Genomic DNA, 13,394 nt, shown 5'->3' on the forward strand with positions numbered 1-13,394 from the left:
CTCTATATAAAAAAGCCATAATGTCTCACCTACTTTAATACTCTCGGAATGACTCCAAAAATTTTTCAAAAATTTCGCAATTCACTAAAGCAATGCCATCAATCTTATAAACAGCTTTTGCTTCCTTTGCGAGTTCTTGAAACTTTGTCAGCCCAAGGCTGTACTTCTCTGCTCCTTCTTTGTAGCGCACAAACTTTTTTGCATACTGCTTTGTTTGCTCTACGTCTTTCCTTTTATAGCCCATAATCAGCCTCCTTACTATTAAAATCAAAATAAATGCCCCCTTCTCCGCCTGTGGCTGTCAGGTCCATAGAAATTTCATCTCCCCGCCTGCATTATGGCCGGGCTGCGAATTACAGAAGTATCATTATCCCCGGCCGGATCATTGCGTTATATGGGTGCCGCCCATATATCAGTGCTTCTGGTTTTGCTCGCCACACAAACGGATAGCCGCTTCTCGGTTCGGGAACGTAGAGTTGGAAGCTATGAAATTGTCAAGGTACCATGGCATGGGGATGCCTTTACCTATAAAAAGCCTCATCAGCTCTCAAATCTCGAACAGAATTCAAAAAAATGAAAACGGTCTCAGAAAAATCTGAGACCGCCTTCGTCTAAAAGACAAACTTTGAAATATTGAGCGCAATATGTATCAAAATATACTGTCTTAAATCTTCATCTATTTGCCCGTCAACCTTACTGTGCTTATCAATTAATGGTGCATACAGTAGAAATAGTTGCTCTAACGCCTCATGACTGCCGGAAACTGCCGCCTGAAGCATCTTTTCAAATTCCATGTGATTCATAGTTTATCACCGTCCTTTGTCAATGCTATGCGCAGCTTCTTCAATGCCTGATAGCGCTGGTCGTAAACATGCTGCGGAGAACAGTTCAATATCCGTGCAATTTCCTCCGGTTTTCTCTCTTCCACAAACAGCATTGTCAGTATCTCCTGCCGCTTTATCGGCAATTTTGCAAATGCCTCTGCCAACCGTTCTTCTTCAAAATCAAAAGCGGATTTTGGATTCGCATAATATGCAGCTTTTTCAGAAACAGCTAAAGCGCTCTCTGGCAATTCCTCAATTGAAACTATATTTACCTTGGGTTTTTCCCGTTCCAAATATTTGAGTCTGGCGCGGTAAACTGTTGTTTCCAGCCATGCTGTGAATCTGGCCCGTAGCTCGTCATGTTCAGACTTTTGCTGATGGTTCATATTTGTACCTCCTTACGGGGCACACCACCAGGGCAAAAGTCAAGACACGCCGTAGTGGCGTGCCTTAATTTTCAACTTGTTACCTTTTTACAGTTGTCAATGGCTTAATCCATATGGGATCACCTCCTTATTTTCAGATAACAAAAAACGACCATACTGCATTTTCATGTAGCATAGCCGTTCTATAAAGCGTAAACTTTTTCTGTTTTGTTATATGCTCATCATTCATCCGTATGACTGAACTTTTCAATGGTATTTAAAAATTCAGCCAGACCTTCGCAAGCGTATACACGCTGCTTTACCGGATACTTCTCGATGCGCTCTGCAATCTCTCGCAAATAGACCTTCTCAGGTTCTGTATAATACTCCCTGAGCAATTGATCTACCGTTACAGAAAGAGCATTTGCAATACGTACAATCATATCCAGGCTTGGAATTCCTCTCGCATTTTCAATCTGGCCGATATGACTGTTACCACAATCACAAAGCTCCGCCAAATCTTCCTGGCGCATTCCGCGCATTTGTCGGTACTTCCTAATATTCTTACCTAAAATAACATAGTCCATGGTTCTACATTCTCCTTACATTTTTATTTTATACAATCTGGCAATGGAATTGAAGAACTCAACATTCCAATACACGCACTATAAGTGGAATATAAACTTTTTCACATGGACTTTTCTATTATTAAGTGTGTTAAATAACCATCATTATCCTATCGGATGCACTGTAGTTTTATGAAAACACATCCAGATTATCCAACATCTGTGCAATGTCTGCCTCCAGAGTATCTGTCCCATTTCCCTCTGAAAATGCGATTAAGGATTCGTCCTGATGAACTGTTGCAAGTCTCTCCTCAACAATACGCCGTATAATTTCTTCAATTCCATCCCGATTATAGCCAGACGTTAGCTTGACCTCTATTTTACAATTTGTATCCTGCAAATCCGGGTTAGAATTAAGATAATCGTTAAGGGCTGCAACAACAACTGCACTTTTTTTGTTTCCTAACCTTTCAAGCAACTCTCCAGCCTTTACTTGTTCCTCTGAATCTGCGCCAAATTGAAGCGAAAAGCGATATTTTCCATCCTTTTTCATTATACATCCCTCCGTCCCTTATCCAAGCGGACGAAGTGAAAGCGTTTTCCTGCCCAGCATTTCATACCCCAGTGCGTTCGCATTCGGAGATTCAACAAAGTCTGCCTTTGCTACCAAAGGCGAGCTCATCAGGAAATGTTTTAAAAGAATACTTCCCCCGCCGATAAAAACTGCAGGATTGGAACGCAGATCCACTTGCAATTCTCTAAGCTGATTCAGAATATCCTGTGCATGTAACTTCGTTGCTTCACAAATTGTCTCTTTGACATCCTCCGGCAGAATGGTATTCTCGGACTGGAGAACTGCACTAATATGCTCATCTTCGATACGCATATCATGAAGTGCACCAACTTTTCGTATGATTTCGTTGTTCATAGTAATAATGCCAGTTTCCAGACTTCGGCAAAACTGCAGATCTGGTTTTCCATTCTTCAAGAGCAGCACATCTGTGGTATAGCCGCCAATGTCAACGACAAACATACGAACAGTATGGACAACCAAACTGCTCTGGGGAATAACAGCGGCATATGCCTGCGGGAACACCATGACACGGTCTATCTTAATACTGTATGGCTTATCACCATAAACAAATTTGATAATTCCATCTCTTTTGAAATAACGAGCGAATTTATCTTTTAAAACCCCAAAATGCTCCGGCGGCAGACCAACAGCCAGCTGAATCTGCTCTACCGGCGTATATTGCCCTCTGTTCTCCAGTTCTTTGGCGATTGCGAATAATGTCAGGATGAAATAACGGTCATCCTGTGTTTTGTCTCTCATATAACTTAGGCGGCGTCCGCTCAGGGTCCAGTATTTTCCTCCATACTCCAGAATCTCATCCGTCATAGGCGGCTTAACCGTATGCTCTGAAAGCCCTGAAATAAAAGAGTGGTTTGTGGTCTTTATGGCGTAATTGCCATGGTCGATTGCGATTAACATATGTATACCTCCTGCAAAGTTTATTCTTATACTTATCATTACACGATTTGCTATGCGTATTTACAACTTTTATACGCATTTGATTAAAAAAAGCATACGAAAAAGGGTGAAGCATTTTGCTCCACCCCAGTTCTTAACGTTTCTTTTGAAAACAATATTCCCAGATGTAGTCATCCAGCCCTTTATAGCGTGGATCCCACAGGTAAGTACCAAACCGAAATCCCATATTATCAAGAAGGCTGAGAAGATTGTTATAACCGTTTTGCACATGGCTGTTCGTTGCAAAATCCATATCAAAAGCGGTCTTGATCTCTACTACCCCTTCTGCACGCAAATCACTGAGCGTCCTCTCCAGCTGCGTCAGGGAATTAACACCAGGAACCGCCAGCACCGTCAAACCAGTCAGTGCATGTATGATATCGGCCTTCATTGGTCCCTCTGTCAGTACCAACATAGATCTAACCGGGCCTGCAAGATGCGTCCATCCTTCGGCAGGGCAACCATCCGGCCGCTCTGTACTGGATACCCAGCGAAATTTTCTCTTTTTTACTTTATCTCTGCGTATCTGGAGTCCCTGAATCCTTCCTAACCGGTCTCTCATTGGGATTAAGATACCGCGTTCTTCATGGATGAAAGTCCATGTGCTATTTTCATTTCTATAAAAACCAGGAACCCCAGCTAAGTACATCCCTTCAGACTGAAGTTTGCTGGCAATCGCTGTCATACCGACCACAGGTGTTGTCCTGTATTCAAGCCGGAGGATGTCATCTTCTGACAGCCCTCTGCCAAGCAAATTTTCTTTATGATCTGCTGCCAGTGTCAGTTTGCTAAGAAGCGCACTGTATGTGGCGTGACGGGTATCAACATCCGTTATTGGACATTCCGGTTTTGCCTGCGGCTGTATCCTCTTTTTAGGTTTTGGCCGGTTATCAGGCATTCCCAGTTTCTCCACCAAAGCCTTTCGCACTTTGTCACGCGGAATCCCGGTATATAAGGAATATAAATCAAATATACCACCAGATATTCCGCACCGCGGGCAGCGATACACTTCTTTTTTCAAATTGATGTTCAAGTGTTTTTTTCGAGGATTTTCATCGCAACAAGGACACTGAACATAATAGGAACTTTTTCCAGACGGCGGCATCGGTATTCCAAGCAGTGAGATTACATCCCACATATGATATATCTCCATACTGCCTCCTTTCTGGGGGACGACCAAAAAAGTCGTCCCCCTTATTTTTAAACCCGTTACGCCGTCGCCTGTTGCATTGCATACTCACAAATCATCCGGGCGGCTTCTTTAATTTCCTCACCACCGGTGAATTTCGTTGCCACCCACTTGATTGCGCCAGGATCCAACGCTAATACCTCTCCAAGCGTTTTTCCATTGAATTTTGAGATTGGGCAAGGCACACTCATTGCCTGTGCCATCTTTTTTTCCGGAGTCAGCTCCTTTTGCACCGATTCGTTTACAGTATACTCCTCTTGCGCCGGTTCCAATTTTTGTTCTGATGTTTCTTGTTTCTTTGCAGCTTCTGTTTGAGGCTGAGCAGCAGTGATTCCCAACTCATCCACTGCAGCAGACTCAAAATCTTCACCTGCCATAGAAAACTGAAGACCAAAACCTGCGTTTCTAAGAGCAATTCCGACAGCAGCTGTCTGTGCCCATTCCCGTGGGGAAACAGAAGGTTTCTCCTCACAGTATCCTCTGGAGGCCGTTGCCTCTGCCAGATAGCAGTCAGCAGCATCCTTATAGTTCGGATACACGCGAGCTGTTGCTACGAAACAATCCTTTGCAGAATTCACCTGTACAGCAATTCGTCCTTCCGGATATTTCAAGCGAAACCACGCCATCTGTATCATTACCGGAAGGCGCTTACGCACCTCTCCAGTTCCCAAATCCGTATAATCCACAGCAAACGGCGTCGGATCAAATCCATCCACCTTATGTATGGTTTCGATTTTGGCGAGCATTGCCGCCTTCTCATTCGAGTTATTCTGACTCATAATCATAGCCTCCTTATAAATTGATATATGTGTTCCGATACTGCATCCAAACTGGCAAAATCGTATGAACATATTGACTGATACTTGTTTTGTACTGCTCCTGTGTCCCTGCCTTAAAACTGGAAAACCGCTTTCTGCCCTCCTGCACAACATGCTCAAAAGAGTTAAGTGCTGTTTCACGACGTTTCTGACCCTCTGCATCGGCTTTCAATCCGAATCGTCTTTCAGTTAAGGTGAAACGTACATACGCATCTACCATTTGAAAGTGATAGCCCATGACCTTTGTATCCATAGTAATTGGTGCGGACTTACAAAACGATTGAAATGTCTCCAAGACACAAATGCGGTAATTCAACTCCTGCATAATCAACAGGTCTTCCGGCGGAAGACTATTCTCAGCAATCTGTGACCTGATAGTATTCTGTTTCTCAAGATATTGATCTAAAATTGTAGCCATAGCTGCTCCTTTCTTCAAGCAAGCTCCTGCAACCGCTTAGCGAGGCAGGTGCCGCGTTTTTCTGTGTCAGTTTTTCTAATGGAAATGCAGAGTGCCTTTTTCTCCCCAACAATAGCCACACGCTCTTTTCCACGTGTAATTGCCGTATAAACGAGCGGCCTTGTCAGCATGATGGAGTGTGCGCACTGAAGGTTGATGATAACAGACTGGTATTCTGATCCCTGTGATTTATGGATGGTAGAGGCATAACCTAAATTCAGCATTTCCAGTTCACTGGAATCATACTCTTTTACACGCCCATCACCAAAGTCCACATGAACCGTAGTTTCATCACCGATACGGATAATTTTTCTGATATACCCAATATCTCCGTTGTTGACATCATCATGGTTTTTGATCTGCATGACTTTGTCCCCGCACCGGAATTTTCGGTTTCCAAAAACAACTTCCGCTTTCTGCGCATCCGGCGGATTTACCTTCTCACGCAGCCGTTCATTTAACGCATTGACTCCGGTTTCCGTCTTTTGTCGGTATGGCGTAAGCAAAGCCACATTATCAACACCGTACTTTTCAGTTTCCTGCAGATATAGATCTACAATGAGTTCGGCAGAATCAGCGAGCCTGGGAGAATTGATAAACCGAAAATCGCTCCCATACTCCAGACCCACATTCCCATGGCGTATCAGCTTGGCGTTTGCCGCTATACGGCTTCCCGCATTCTGACGGAACACCTTGTCCAACCGCACGACCGGGATGCACCCGCTGGCAATCATCTCGCTGAGCACTGCGCCAGGCCCTACCGAGGGCAGTTGGTCCGCATCTCCAATCAGCACCATCTGGGCACCATATTTCGCTGCTTTAAACAGGTATTCAGCTAAATAAATATCCAGCATGGAAACCTCATCTACCACAATCAAATCTGCAGTAAGTGCGTCAGGGGCATCGTAGTCTCCATCCTCATCTGCCATCAGGCCGAGAGCCTTATGGACGGTTGAAGCCACAACACCAGTTGCCTGCTCCATTCTCCTTGCTGCTCTTCCAGTAGGAGCACAGCAACAGATTTCATTTTTCGGATTACTTTTCTGGTAAATATCCAAAATTGCTCTCTGTATCAATGTTTTTCCGGTTCCGGGTCCTCCGGTGATAATGCAAAGCCCCTGTGTCAATGCTATTTTTACTGCTTCACGCTGCTCTGGTGCAAACTTCATTTTCAGCTTTTGCTCTTCCGCATCTATGGCAGCATCCAGATCTCCGTAATTGTGCATTTTCCAGTGCTTCATCTGTTGATGAATGGCATAGGCAAGCTGTTCTTCCACATATGCGGTTTTTGCCCTGTACACTTTGCCCTGATAAGACACCAACTGTCCGCTGAAAACCAGTCTGGCGGCACGGTTCGCCACCATATCTGCCGTCAGTGCAGGCGTATCCAGAATTTTTAGACAGTTTTTTACAAATTCATGTTTCTCCTGGCACAGATGCCCTTTACCTTCCGCCTCTGACAGCGTATACAGGATTCCTTCATCCACGCGTTCTGTTGAAAGATGGTCAAACCCCATGCTCAGAGCAATATGGTCTGCCGTCTTAAAACCGATCCCGGCCATATCGCAGAGTTGGTAAGGATGTTTTTTGACAATATCCATCGTCTTATCCCCATACTCTTTATACAGGCGCACCGCTCGATTGGGCGTAATGCCGTGCGGTGACAAAAACGCCACCACATCCCGTGCACCACGATTGACCAGATAAGAATCACAAATTTTTTTCAGTTTTATCTCACTGATACCTGGTATGGCAAGGAGCTTTTCCGGCTCTTTATCCAATACCTCCAAAGACTGTTGACCGAAAACTTCGTAAATTTTCTCCGCTGTCTTGGAACCGATCCCTTTAATCTGCCCGGAAGAAAGGTATGCAATAATGCCTTCCTTCGTCGGTACTATCACTTCGTTATAGCTCTCTACTTCAAATTGAAGGCCAAATTTGGAATTTTTACTCCAATGTCCACGCATGTCGTAACGCAGGCTGCTCGAAACAGGCAGGCAATATCCTACTGCTTTCACTTGCGTAATCAGATTACCTGTGCTATCTTTAATCGTTTCGCATGGGTGGTAGAGCGCAATCATATAACCACTATCATCAACAGTCGCAATGCTTGGCGGATATATGAGTTTTTCAAATTCACATAACAAAATTTTTACTCCTTTCTGAGTCGTGTTTTAGATACAAAAAACTCCCGAATCGTATTCAAAAATACAATGGGAGTTTTTTATAAAGCTACAGTCAGTTGTTTTTTCATCAGAATATCCCCGCCTTTTCAAGATATGCCATGGGAGAAGAACAACCCATCAGAACATTTTCTCGATCAAGATGGACGCTGTGTTTATCATAGCCCTGCTTTGTCAAATTTTTCTGCACTTCCAGATATATGCTTTCCTCAAAGGTCATCATAGGCATCTTGAGGTATGCCGCATGAGCAATTTCCCCACTCATCCCACTGCTGATCCGATTCCCGCATATAAGCAAAACATCACTTTCTTCCAACAGCTCCAATCCAAATTGAAGGGCGATGGATCTGTCCGCCGGCACTTTGTCGCATAAAAGCATCGGAAGATACGCATGAGGCGCACTTGCATTCATACCCATTTTTTTCATGGCATAATACATATATGCTCTTGCTATTTTTATATTTTCTACCATTTCCTCATCCGTAACTGCGCTAAGAGGCGAGCAGATATACGCCCGTTTTTTACACCTGTCGTTTTTCAGAAACTGATAAAGCAATTCCTGTTCCCAATAATCATGATAAATATTTTCCATTATAGTCTCCTTCCTAAATTGGCTGGACCGACACCTTTACCTTGCGGCTTTCCGAGGCTTTCAGAACATCGGTATAGATTGCCGGGTATTTTTCCTTTAAGGCTTTGGAATCGGGCCTGCGAGTTGTTTTGGTTACAAAATCAATCAGAAGCTTATCGCTGCTCGTCTCTAAGACGCCATGCTCATGCTCCTTCATGACTTCGGCAATTCGCACGCTATGTGCTTCAATCTCCTTTTCATATGTTTTGATTTCTTTATTGCATTCAGAGATTTTTCCCTGAAGCATTGCGATTCTGCGCAAAGGCGATTCGTACTTACGTGAAAACTCTATTGTCGGAAGCCCGGCCTGACTCGTACCATAAATCCTTGCCAGTGACTCCAAAGCAAGTTTTGGGGCAACATCCGCCATGGTCGGCGGTTTGTCATTTTCCAAGCTCCAGATCCATTCGTCCAAACGTTCAAAAATCATATCCTCTTTCGCCTTATCACGAATAATCTCTGGCATTGCCAGATCATTGTCCGGATTGTTTCCCCAAACTGCGGAAAAGGCGCCGATATTTACATCCGCTACTGCAAGATAAAACCTCAGCTGCAGTTCATAGTAGAGCGGAATTGCTCCATCTGCCCATTCAGCCGCTTTGTGATACGTGCAGCTTTTACACTCCAAAATTCCCGGCTCGCTATCGGATGCCCGTATAAAGCGCCGGTCAAAATTGGCGAGAGCGTAAGGATGATCTGCGTGCTGATACAGATTAGTATCTTCAATAACGATGTTGCCTGTCTTTGCACCATACCAATAGGCAGCAATCGGCTCTAAAAGATGCCCCATCTGCAATTGGTTGGCATTGTTTTTTTTAGCAGGCTTCATTTGCCCTTTTTTGATTTTCCACAGCTCCAGTGGAGTCGTCCATGGTGATACGCCAAAAATGGCTGCAACATCACTTCCTCCCACAGTATAGGGAATATTTCCTTTCGGACCATGCATACGGCATTCCAGCCATCTGTCATTGGTCATACCGGCGGTGTCGCAAAGAATAATCGGTTTTGCCATCAGTAACTCACCGCCTTCGCAAGGTCATAATCGCTCCATCTGAGTGAGAGCGCACGGGCCATATTTTCTTCTATGACCAACATCTTGCTTTCCGGCGTGTTCTCCGTCCTCAAAATAAACGGGATCTCCTGCATAGCAAGAAATACGTCGTGGGCTGTCGCCGGACCACCTCCGTATGCCATCTCGTACATAGCTATGGCCTCAACTGCAGCCTTTTTTGGCAGACTCAGTTTTTTGCAAACCCTGGTCATTGCGTTTATCGGATAATCCAGATGAACCTCCAGCAGTTTTTGTAATTTGGCAATACTATCCCCAAACTGGGCAAAGAGCTGATCCAACGCCGCATCAAAATCGGAAACCTTAGACTGATGCCTGTGGTCAACTGCAATACACCCCCCGATATGGATGGAGCGCTTTCCGCTCACCAAAAGAGCAGAGACCTTTGCCGAAGCCACACCGGTATCCGAACTCATAAAACGAACACCCGGAGTCAGTTTGGAGGCCATCGCTGATTTCCCTTGAGAATCCAGCAGCTTTGTATACACCTCCAGTAAATCCTCTTTCTGATCCGGCATCGTCCATGATGCGCTTACCATGGCATGATCGCAGTATCCAGACTCGAATACATTTCCGTTGAATTGTGCATCCAACTTTCCCTTCAGTGCAACAAGAAGTTCATCGACTGGCAACACTGAATAATCAACCGCATCTCCAGAATGGACTGCTGCCACCTTCTCATCACGAATGAGAAGAAGCGCTTCTGACGAATAAAGTTCCATGCAGGCATTTAATACCTCTGCCAGAGCCTCACGACTGAGCTTAGGTAGCGCTGTGCCTCCGATTTTTGCCCGGTCAAGCAGACTTTTGTAGGCCGTCATACGTATCGGGAAAAGTTCTCCATTAATACGCATGGCCAGACCAAGATTTTCAACTGTGTCATCCACAGCATCCTGTGTGGTTCCTGCCGCAAAAGCTGATAGATTTGTACTCAGAACAGAACCTTTTCCCAACGGCTGGATCTCAAGGTCGCTGACCTTAGCTTTCACCCAACGGCTGTTCATAGACTGTTCCTGGTGATAATCAAGCATTCTCCGATAGGAACTGAATGTGGTGTAAAAACCATCCTGACATTGTTTTTGCATATTACATGCTCCTTTCTTTTCTGGCGGGATTGCCGCCTTGATATATAACAAAAGCCAGCAATCCAAAAAGACTGCTGGCTTATGCCCAAATATAAATTGGCCGGAAAACAAAAAAAGTGCCATCTGCAAAATTGCAAATGACACTTTGATAAACTCTGTTAAACTGTGTTCAGCCTTGGCTAAACTTGATACTGGTATAAATATTATAGCAGAATTTATCTCCATAGTCAATCTATTTGAAAAAGAGCACGTAGTTGGCTATTATACTTCTACGTTAATGTGCGCTGCTTTACTCGTATATAGTTTCTTTGAACCCGCCAACCAGAGTGAATAGTTCAATAAAAGTTTCATTAATATTCGCCATATAAATATTCTCACTCAAAAATTTTACAACTGCAGGGTTGATTATTTCCATTACAAGGCGCTCTTGTTTGTTGATGAGGAAAAACTGTTGGGTATCGCCATTATAATAAAACCGCTGGTTTTCGCCTTCCCATCTGTCAAGCATATAATTAAACTTATCTATACTCATGTTTTTGCCCCAATCATATACCCAGCATTCTTTTCCATCTCTGATAATCTTTTTATACGTTTCAGGATTATAATAAACAGACATATTTTGCCTCCTATTCATATAATATATTTGCATTATAGCAAAAGAATCATCCTTTTTCTATCTCTATTAAAGCAACTGAGGGATGCCTCCTAAAGACATCCCCCAGACCCAGATACTATGCTGCTTTTTTGTTTATAGACCACATTCCTCTTCCATTATGAAAGAAGTATGCGGGATTGATCTGCAGCGTCTGGCGGATTTTTTCTTTCCACCATTTGTTTGCCCGTGCTTTTTTATGCGGCTCTATTTTCTCATAGAGAAATGTGAGTGTCACCGGTTCGCTGCATTGTTCTAAAACAGCAGCAACTACGTCCCGCCATGTTGCACCCGGCATATCCCGGATATCGACCTCCGCTTTCTTTGCCATAATAATAGGAACCAGAAGCGGTGAATCCTTTCGGACAATCATCACATATTCATGCAGAATCGGAATGAATTTACCGCTATACTGGACCTGATCTGAAAAACAATTGTGCTGGGCTTTGATAATAATATTTTCCAAAGACCCCGGCTTGATAATTTCGGAAAGCATACTGTAAAGCACGCCTTTTTTCTTAATGTCACCCATTAAAACCGCCATCCTGCCGCCCTTCTCAAGAGCTGAAAACTGTTTCATCATGGCGTAGTTCATTTTTTCAACAAAGCATTCCCAGTCCGGTATGCGCGACAGATCATGCTGCCTCGGGTCATAGCCGTAGTTCTTTTGGACATCTGAGGCTTTATACATGACATCCGAATAAGTGACAATATCCCAGTATGGAGGATGCCAGAAAATAAATTCTGGACGCTCCGGGATATCGCAGGTCATGATGTCAAAGCCGCTGTGCAGGTCATAAATATGGCTGCCAATACCCAGTTTGTCCGCCGCTGCTTTGGTCGTCCCACTGCCGCACATATAGTCGCAGATTTCTTCCGGTCTGAAGAATCCCAGAAGATCCTCAATCAGTCTGGGAGAGCAGTTCCCCCGATAACGGTTATTGCCGCCCTCACCACGCTCCGGATAGGAAACAATGCTAGTCAACGGTCTTGATTCGCTTTTATAAGGCATAATGCCACCTCCCTCTGTGTATTTATGGTTCCCATGGTCTGGCCTCCATTTTTGCATACAGACAGCACTCTTTACATGCTTCACTTCCATTTCCGACACACAGCGGGTATGGATTGTCCTGTTCCGGTGTATAGCAATCCGGATGCGTATTTTCTTTCAAATACTCATCCACAAACTCATGTGCAACCTCTGATACAGTCTGCCAGTAAGATTCCCAGTAGGAATCATTTTTGTCCAGTTTGTTCTGAAGTCTTTCTGGGAAATGGGGGTCCTGAATCATACGGTTATACTGTTCATCGGTAAGCTTATCCAGCTCATCCCAGTCTGATATCTGAGATACAAAATCTTCCAGTTGACAGGATGTCTTGTAAATCTCCGCCATCTCTCTGACAAACCGGCTGGATACGCAGATTTGCTGAGAGATAATAGCAATATGATAGTGGCTTTCGCAGTATTCACCGTCAATGTAGCATTCATAAAGAGACTCCGTGGAATACTCCACAAATTTCTCATTATCTGTCCATTGGGGAATACAACCGCTTTCCTGTTCTTCCTTCAGCTTCTGTACCAATAAACGTTTTGCATCGTTAAAATCCGTATAAACTTCGGATGAATTTCCCTGTTCGCCATCTACCGCCCAATCTTCCAAAAGAATATAAATCCTCGGATGCTGACGGCATTCTTTCAGATCATCAAGCGGCTCCACCATAGACGGAGCCATGATGACAAAATCCAGAATGATGTCGTCAATAGTCTTTTTCTGGCCATACAGTTCAGAAAAAACATCTTCCAGCTTTTTTACTTCATAGGGCAGTGCTGGAACTTCAAAAGAGCAGTATATATCCGGCGTTTCATTTTCCGTTTCCTTATCCTCTCCATCACGGATTTCCGTAATCGTTCCATACAGGCCCTCATACTCGCTTCCCGACGTTCCCACAATGGGAGCGCCGACAACATAGGTTGTGCCTTCATATTCAAATTCAGCACCGATTCGATTGATAATCATTTTAAT

At 44.1% G+C, this 13,394-nt stretch carries 16 protein-coding genes; all 16 read right to left on the reverse strand.

Going from position 1 to position 13,394, the window contains the following annotated elements:
• Nucleotides 1-34: 34 nt before the first annotated feature.
• A complete protein-coding gene (locus BN348_RS10320; RefSeq protein ID WP_025641620.1) occupies nt 35-244 on the reverse strand; it encodes a DUF6462 family protein in 210 nt (69 codons plus the stop codon).
• Between the two features lie 367 nt (nt 245-611).
• Nucleotides 612-803: a helix-turn-helix domain-containing protein gene (locus BN348_RS10325; RefSeq protein ID WP_040197901.1), complete on the reverse strand. Its 192-nt coding sequence runs from the start codon at nt 801-803 to the stop codon at nt 612-614.
• A complete protein-coding gene (locus BN348_RS10330) occupies nt 800-1,210 on the reverse strand; it encodes a sigma-70 family RNA polymerase sigma factor (RefSeq protein WP_025641617.1) in 411 nt (136 codons plus the stop codon). The genes BN348_RS10325 and BN348_RS10330 overlap by 4 nt, the downstream gene beginning before the upstream one ends.
• 221 nt (nt 1,211-1,431) lie before the next feature.
• On the reverse strand, nt 1,432-1,776 hold the full coding sequence (locus tag BN348_RS13305; protein WP_025641615.1) for a helix-turn-helix domain-containing protein: 345 nt from the start codon (nt 1,774-1,776) through the stop codon (nt 1,432-1,434).
• 169 nt (nt 1,777-1,945) lie between these two features.
• Nucleotides 1,946-2,308, reverse strand: a complete 363-nt coding sequence (locus tag BN348_RS10340) for a hypothetical protein (protein ID WP_040197902.1) — start codon at nt 2,306-2,308, stop codon at nt 1,946-1,948.
• An 18-nt stretch (nt 2,309-2,326) separates the two neighbouring features.
• Nucleotides 2,327-3,247 (reverse strand): ParM/StbA family protein, encoded by a 921-nt coding sequence (locus tag BN348_RS10345; protein WP_025641612.1) that lies wholly within the window; start codon nt 3,245-3,247, stop codon nt 2,327-2,329.
• 133 nt (nt 3,248-3,380) lie between these two features.
• The gene (locus BN348_RS10350) at nt 3,381-4,424 is read right to left on the reverse strand and encodes a DUF3854 domain-containing protein (RefSeq protein ID WP_169742320.1); all 1,044 of its coding nucleotides are present in this window, start codon (nt 4,422-4,424) and stop codon (nt 3,381-3,383) included.
• Nucleotides 4,425-4,495: 71 nt separating this feature from the next.
• Nucleotides 4,496-5,254, reverse strand: coding sequence for a hypothetical protein (locus BN348_RS10355; RefSeq protein WP_040197904.1), 759 nt, complete (start codon nt 5,252-5,254; stop codon nt 4,496-4,498).
• A 13-nt stretch (nt 5,255-5,267) separates the two neighbouring features.
• Complete coding sequence (locus BN348_RS10360) at nt 5,268-5,711, reverse strand: hypothetical protein (RefSeq protein ID WP_040197905.1); 444 nt, start codon at nt 5,709-5,711, stop codon at nt 5,268-5,270.
• A gap of 14 nt (nt 5,712-5,725) precedes the next feature.
• Complete coding sequence (recD2, locus tag BN348_RS10365; RefSeq protein WP_082020931.1) at nt 5,726-7,897, reverse strand: SF1B family DNA helicase RecD2; 2,172 nt, start codon at nt 7,895-7,897, stop codon at nt 5,726-5,728.
• Nucleotides 7,898-8,003: 106 nt separating this feature from the next.
• On the reverse strand, nt 8,004-8,525 hold the full coding sequence (locus BN348_RS13310) for a DUF7768 domain-containing protein (RefSeq protein WP_025641607.1): 522 nt from the start codon (nt 8,523-8,525) through the stop codon (nt 8,004-8,006).
• Nucleotides 8,526-8,538: 13 nt separating this feature from the next.
• Nucleotides 8,539-9,576 (reverse strand): YqaJ viral recombinase family nuclease, encoded by a 1,038-nt coding sequence (locus BN348_RS10375; protein WP_040197906.1) that lies wholly within the window; start codon nt 9,574-9,576, stop codon nt 8,539-8,541.
• The gene (locus tag BN348_RS10380) at nt 9,576-10,943 is read right to left on the reverse strand and encodes a hypothetical protein (protein WP_242844339.1); all 1,368 of its coding nucleotides are present in this window, start codon (nt 10,941-10,943) and stop codon (nt 9,576-9,578) included. Before BN348_RS10380 ends, BN348_RS10375 begins: the two co-directional genes overlap by 1 nt.
• Before the next feature lie 64 nt (nt 10,944-11,007).
• On the reverse strand, nt 11,008-11,334 hold the full coding sequence (locus BN348_RS10385; RefSeq protein WP_025641601.1) for a hypothetical protein: 327 nt from the start codon (nt 11,332-11,334) through the stop codon (nt 11,008-11,010).
• Between the two features lie 115 nt (nt 11,335-11,449).
• Nucleotides 11,450-12,382 carry a hypothetical protein gene (locus BN348_RS10390; protein WP_040197907.1) on the reverse strand — a complete coding sequence of 311 codons (933 nt, stop codon included), beginning with the start codon at nt 12,380-12,382 and terminating at the stop codon, nt 11,450-11,452.
• A 22-nt stretch (nt 12,383-12,404) separates the two neighbouring features.
• Nucleotides 12,405-13,394 (reverse strand): hypothetical protein (locus BN348_RS14090; RefSeq protein ID WP_197068336.1); only part of this gene is annotated, 990 nt, incomplete at its 5' end.

The organism is Candidatus Soleaferrea massiliensis AP7 (assembly GCF_000820765.1).
Classification (GTDB): Bacteria; Bacillota; Clostridia; order Oscillospirales; family Ruminococcaceae; genus Soleaferrea; species Soleaferrea massiliensis.

Excerpts from the sequence above, each read along its gene's own strand:
- BN348_RS10330 (WP_025641617.1), bottom strand. The coding sequence starts at position 1,210 with ATGAACCATCAGCAAAAGTCTGAACATGACGAGCTACGGGCCAGATTC.
- BN348_RS10325 (WP_040197901.1), bottom strand. The coding sequence starts at position 803 with ATGAATCACATGGAATTTGAAAAGATGCTTCAGGCGGCAGTTTCCGGC.
- BN348_RS10360 (WP_040197905.1), bottom strand. The coding sequence starts at position 5,711 with ATGGCTACAATTTTAGATCAATATCTTGAGAAACAGAATACTATCAGG.
- BN348_RS10320 (WP_025641620.1), bottom strand. The coding sequence starts at position 244 with ATGGGCTATAAAAGGAAAGACGTAGAGCAAACAAAGCAGTATGCAAAA.
- BN348_RS10375 (WP_040197906.1), bottom strand. The coding sequence starts at position 9,576 with ATGGCAAAACCGATTATTCTTTGCGACACCGCCGGTATGACCAATGAC.
- BN348_RS10385 (WP_025641601.1), bottom strand. The coding sequence starts at position 11,334 with ATGTCTGTTTATTATAATCCTGAAACGTATAAAAAGATTATCAGAGAT.
- BN348_RS10380 (WP_242844339.1), bottom strand. The coding sequence starts at position 10,943 with ATGGAGATAAATTCTGCTATAATATTTATACCAGTATCAAGTTTAGCC.
- BN348_RS10355 (WP_040197904.1), bottom strand. The coding sequence starts at position 5,254 with ATGAGTCAGAATAACTCGAATGAGAAGGCGGCAATGCTCGCCAAAATC.
- BN348_RS10350 (WP_169742320.1), bottom strand. The coding sequence starts at position 4,424 with ATGTGGGATGTAATCTCACTGCTTGGAATACCGATGCCGCCGTCTGGA.
- BN348_RS13310 (WP_025641607.1), bottom strand. The coding sequence starts at position 8,525 with ATGGAAAATATTTATCATGATTATTGGGAACAGGAATTGCTTTATCAG.
- BN348_RS10340 (WP_040197902.1), bottom strand. The coding sequence starts at position 2,308 with ATGAAAAAGGATGGAAAATATCGCTTTTCGCTTCAATTTGGCGCAGAT.
- BN348_RS10390 (WP_040197907.1), bottom strand. The coding sequence starts at position 12,382 with ATGCCTTATAAAAGCGAATCAAGACCGTTGACTAGCATTGTTTCCTAT.
- BN348_RS13305 (WP_025641615.1), bottom strand. The coding sequence starts at position 1,776 with ATGGACTATGTTATTTTAGGTAAGAATATTAGGAAGTACCGACAAATG.
- BN348_RS10345 (WP_025641612.1), bottom strand. The coding sequence starts at position 3,247 with ATGTTAATCGCAATCGACCATGGCAATTACGCCATAAAGACCACAAAC.